The 3,373-nt window shown below is 74.2% G+C and carries 4 protein-coding genes; 2 read left to right on the top strand and 2 right to left on the bottom strand.

The window, feature by feature from the left end:
• The coding region (locus tag PROKR_RS14300; protein ID WP_036964332.1) for an enoyl-CoA hydratase-related protein at positions 1 to 531 on the top strand (531 nt) is incomplete at its 5' end.
• A gap of 168 nt (positions 532 to 699) precedes the next feature.
• Entirely contained in the window at positions 700 to 1,512 is an 813-nt protein-coding gene (locus PROKR_RS14295) for a TrmH family RNA methyltransferase (RefSeq protein ID WP_036964331.1), read from the top strand.
• A 69-nt stretch (positions 1,513 to 1,581) separates the two neighbouring features.
• On the opposite strand, the gene PROKR_RS14290 is transcribed toward PROKR_RS14295, so the two are convergent.
• Together PROKR_RS14290 and PROKR_RS14285 are read right to left on the bottom strand one after the other, a co-directional pair.
• The gene (locus tag PROKR_RS14290) at positions 1,582 to 2,706 is read right to left on the bottom strand and encodes a GNAT family N-acetyltransferase (RefSeq protein WP_036964330.1); all 1,125 of its coding nucleotides are present in this window, start codon (positions 2,704 to 2,706) and stop codon (positions 1,582 to 1,584) included.
• Positions 2,707 to 2,740: 34 nt separating this feature from the next.
• The coding region (locus PROKR_RS14285; RefSeq protein WP_157602091.1) for a GNAT family N-acetyltransferase at positions 2,741 to 3,373 on the bottom strand (633 nt) is incomplete at its 5' end.

Raw genomic sequence — 3,373 nt, 5'->3', positions numbered from 1 at the left:
GCCGACGGCATGACCGCCTCGGCGCGCCGCCTCGCCGACGTGCTGCGCGACCTGCTCGCCCTGCCCAAGCCCGTGGTGGCGCGCGTGCACGGGCCGGTGCGGGCCGGCGGTATCGGACTGGTCGCCGCGTGCGACGTCGCGGTCAGCGCCGACCACATCACCTACGCCTTCACCGAGGCCCGCCTGGCGCTCGCGCCCGCCGTCATCTCGCTCGCGGTGCTGCCACGCCTCTCGCCGCGGGCCGCGCAGCGCACGTTCCTGACCGGCGCGCAGTTCACGGCCGCCGAGGCGGTGCAGTGGGGGCTGGTGACCAGCGCGGTGCCGGCTGACGGTCTCGACGCGGAGGTGGACGCCGTCGTGGACGGCCTGGCCGCGGGCGACCCGCAGGGGCTGGCCGCGACCAAGGAGCTGCTCAACGCGGACGTGCTGGCTCGCTTCGACGCGCACGTGGACGACGTCGTGACCTCGTCGGCGGAACTGTTCGCCTCGCCCCGGGCGCGGGCGGCGATGGAGAAGCTGCTGGCACGGTGAGCCTCGGGTCCGCCGACGGCCGGCTCGGGGAGACTCCACGAATCCGGGGGTGTTGCACTGCGTAGACATTGTCTACGCAGCGCAACCGACCTCGCGCGCGTACACGTTCCCCGGCACCCTCCCGGCTCGGCTGCGACGGTGCGGGCCGCGACGGTGTTGGATGGGGGCGTGGCTACCCGGATCTCCCAGCGCAACGCACGCTTCCAGCAGCTCCAGACCCTCGTGACGAACCGCAACAAGCGGCACCGTGCGGGCGAGTTCCTGGTGCAGGGCGTGCGGCCGATCACGATGGCCGTGGAGCACGGCTGGGAGGTCCGCGCCCTGCTGTACGACGCCGAGCGCCGGCTCTCGCAGTGGGCCCGGGACCTGCTCGCGACGCACCCGCACACCGAGCACGTCAAGATGGCGCCCGACCTGCTGGCCGAGCTCGCCGAGAAGGAGGACGCCGAACTGCTCGCCGTGCTGGCGATGCGGCCCGACGACCTGGACCGCATCGAGGCCGGGCCCGACTTCCTCGGGGTCGTGTTCGACCGGCCCACGCAGCCGGGCAACATCGGCGCGATCGTGCGGTCGGCCGACGCGTTCGGCGCCCACGGCGTGATCACCACGGGGCATGCCGCCGACGCCTACGACCCCAAGTCGGTGCGCGCCAGCACGGGGTCGTTCTTCGCGACGCCGGTGGTGCGCTCGCCGTCGACGGCCGAGGTCATGGACTGGGTCGCGGCGCGCCGGGTCGCCGGGCTGCCCCTGGTGGTCGTGGCCACGGACGAGCACGGCGACGCCGACGTCTCCGCGTACGACCTGACGCAGCCGGTGCTGCTGCTGGTCGGCAACGAGACCGCAGGCCTGACCCAGTCGTGGCGCGACGCCGCGGACGTGACGCTGAGCATCCCGATGACGGGCTCGGCGAGCTCGCTCAACGCCGCGAACGCGGCCACGGTGGTGCTCTACGAGGCCCGCCGCCAGCGCCTGGCGAAGTAGAACCGGGCCCGCTGCGGTTCTGCTTCGCTGCGGTTCTGCTTCGCCGCGGTTCTGCTCCGGCCGTGTGGGTCAGAGCTCGATCGAGAGCATGCGGCTGCCCGTCGTCCTCGTGTAGCCCAGGCTCGCGTACAGGCCGTGCGCCCCGCTCGGGTTCGCGGTGTCGACGTCGAGCGCGGCGTACTCCATGCCGTCGGCCGCGAAGGCCCGCATGCCCGCCGCGAGCGCCGCCAGCGCGGCCTTGCGGCCCCGGTAGGCGCGGCGCGCGCCGAGGATGTCCGTGTACCCGAACGAGTACCCACGCACGGCGAAGTCCTCGGGGTAGTGGCCGGCCAGCTCGTAGCCCACCACGAGCGGTTCGCCGGCCCGCAGCGCGGCGGCGGTCTCGGGGTCGGTGTCGGGCGACGCGAGCAGGGCGTCGACGTCGGGGGCGTCGTCGACCACGAGGAAGGACCACTGCGGCGCGAAGCCGGCGCGCTCGGCCCACTGCTCGCGGGTCTGGGGCTGGCTGCCCCAGTGGTCGCGGAACGCGTCGTTGTGCGCGAGGCGCGCGGCCTCGTCGAGCGCCTCGGACCACGGGGTGAGGCGCAGCGAACCGGACAGCGTCACCTCGGGCACGGGCGCGGCGTCGGGCCCGGTCAGGGGCCGCGCCAGGTCGGAGTAGTAGCGGCGCACCTCCAGGCCGGCGCGCTCGTACAGGCGCACCTTGTCGGCGGGCGAGTTGTCCTCGGCGAACACGGCGATCCGCGCGGGCACGTCCTTGCCCGACTCCGCGAGCATCTGCCGGGCACGGCCGATCGACCAGGCCAGCAGCTCGCGGCCGATGCCCTCGCGGCGGCGGTCGGGGTGCACGCCACCCCAGGTGAAGGCGCGCACCGTGGTGACGTCGCCGGGCGGGCTCGCGACGTAGCCCCAGGCCACGAGGGCACCGTCGGCGTCGAAGCCGAGCAGGGAGTCGCGGGTCATGTCGCGCCAGGCGCCGTCGAAGATCTCCTCGATCTCCTCGGCGGTCTCGACGTAGGGCTCGGCGTCGGCGCGGGCGATGAGGTTGCGCAGGGCGAGCCACACGGGCACGTCCTCGCGCGTGGCGGGGCGCCAGGTGAGGTTGCCCGCGGTGGGCACGGTCACGGCGGCCGGGGCGGCGGCGCGCTCGGCGATCGGGGCGAGGGCGGCGGATTCGTCGGTCTCGGTGCTCATGGTGCTTCCTTCAGGGTTCAGTTCGGGTTCGTGTTCACAGCTCGATGGCGTACAGCGTGGAGCCGTCGCTCTTGGTGTAGCCCAGCCGGGCGTACAGCGCGGGGGCGCCGGTCGGGTTGTCGGTGTCGACGTCGAGCTCGGCGTGCTGCATGCCGCCGTCGGCGTAGACGCGCATGGCGTGGGTGAGGAGCGCGACGGCGATGCGGCGTCCGCGGTAGGCACGGCGCACGCCCAGCAGCTCGGTGTAGCCGGCGGTGTAGCCCTGCGTCGCCCAGTCGTGCTCGTACCTCCCCGCCCGGTGCAGGCCGACGACGTACGGCGTGCCGGGCGGCACGGTCAGGTCCCCGGGCTGCTCGTGCTCGGAGCCGGGGTAGCGCACCGACTCGTCGACCACAACGAACGACCAGTCGGGCGCGAACGAGCTGCGATAAGCCCGCCAGGACTCGGGCGTGCGCGGCTGACTGCCCCAGTGGTCCCGGAACGCGTCGTTGCGTGCCAGGCGGGTGGCGTCCTCCAGGGCGTCGGTCCACGGGACCAGGCGCAGCGGCGGCTCCAGGCCGACCGCGGGCACGGGTGCGGCGAGGTCGCGCAGCAGGTTGGCGTAGTAGCGCACGGGCTCGAAGCCGCCGGCGCGCAGCAGGTCGCGCCGCTCGGGCGGGTCGCTGTC

The sequence above is a fragment of the Promicromonospora kroppenstedtii DSM 19349 genome, assembly GCF_000515355.1.
In the GTDB taxonomy this organism is placed as follows: domain Bacteria; phylum Actinomycetota; class Actinomycetes; order Actinomycetales; family Cellulomonadaceae; genus Promicromonospora; species Promicromonospora kroppenstedtii.
This window is presented reverse-complemented; position numbering and strand designations above follow the sequence as displayed.

What these genes read in the sequence shown, in the direction of transcription:
- PROKR_RS14290 (WP_036964330.1), bottom strand. Translation starts at nt 2,706, where the DNA reads ATGAGCACCGAGACCGACGAATCCGCCGCCCTCGCCCCGATCGCCGAG.